The 869-nt window shown below is 37.3% G+C and carries 2 protein-coding genes; one reads left to right on the plus strand and one right to left on the minus strand.

Annotated elements, in window-relative coordinates:
• The coding region (locus tag ACOI7Z_RS27255) for a putative phage abortive infection protein (RefSeq protein WP_420702490.1) at positions 1 to 510 on the plus strand (510 nt) is incomplete at its 5' end.
• A 42-nt stretch (positions 511 to 552) separates the two neighbouring features.
• Here ACOI7Z_RS27255 and ACOI7Z_RS27260 read toward each other — a convergent pair.
• On the minus strand, positions 553 to 786 hold the full coding sequence (locus ACOI7Z_RS27260) for a helix-turn-helix transcriptional regulator (protein WP_087849175.1): 234 nt from the start codon (positions 784 to 786) through the stop codon (positions 553 to 555).
• Positions 787 to 869 lie beyond the last annotated feature (83 nt).

Below are 869 nucleotides of genomic sequence, written 5' to 3' on the forward strand. Positions count from 1 at the left end.
AAAGTTATTGATGCACATTCTTTTTTAATAGAAAACAATGCTTTTCCAGATTCCAAACAGTTCATTGACCAACAAAATGAAGTCATGCATGAAATGGATGATTTTTATGGGAGCTATTTTAGGATTCTATACCATGTCATTAAATATATAGACAATAATGCTGGATACTATCCTTTTGACACTAGTGGAAAAAAGAAATTCACAAGTCTTGTACGAGCTCATATGGATAGTGAGATTACATATTTACTAGCTATTAATTGTGCTCATGCCAAAAATGGCGACCAGTATTATCCTTATAAATTATTAATTGAACGCTACTCACTACTAGAGCATCTAATCTTCAACAAGAATTTTTTACACAAATATAATCATCCAAATTTACAATCTCACTCACAAAAGCAACTAAGAATAATGGATTGTAATAATAAACATACTCCATTGGGTGAGATTGCGAGAAGGTATCATAATACTGCCTTTGGTAGTAATCCTGATCGAGTTAATTTCCTATAACGAATAATAAAAGGGAGGCAACTCCCTTTTTGGAAACATACTTCACTGCTGGGAGTACCACTCTCCACGAACCCATGCTTGGATTTCGGAAAGTCGATACGCGACAGCTGAAGGTCCAATTTTAATACGTTTAGGAAATTTTCCTTCCTGTTCCATGCGCCAACGCGTTGAGTTTGAGAGCGTAGTCATAGCGCGGCATTCAGGTTCGCGAATCATTCGGTCAAGCTCAGGCATGTACTGAAGATCTTCTTTTTTCACAACGGATAACATAGCCATATCAGGCGCTCCTTTTCTTGATCACTTTAATTATGTTTTCCTCACCCACCAGCCCATCAAGGTAATCAACCCATCGGTCCAGC

It is taken from the genome of Klebsiella sp. C283 (assembly GCF_048822555.1).
GTDB lineage: Bacteria > Pseudomonadota > Gammaproteobacteria > Enterobacterales > Enterobacteriaceae > Klebsiella > Klebsiella quasipneumoniae.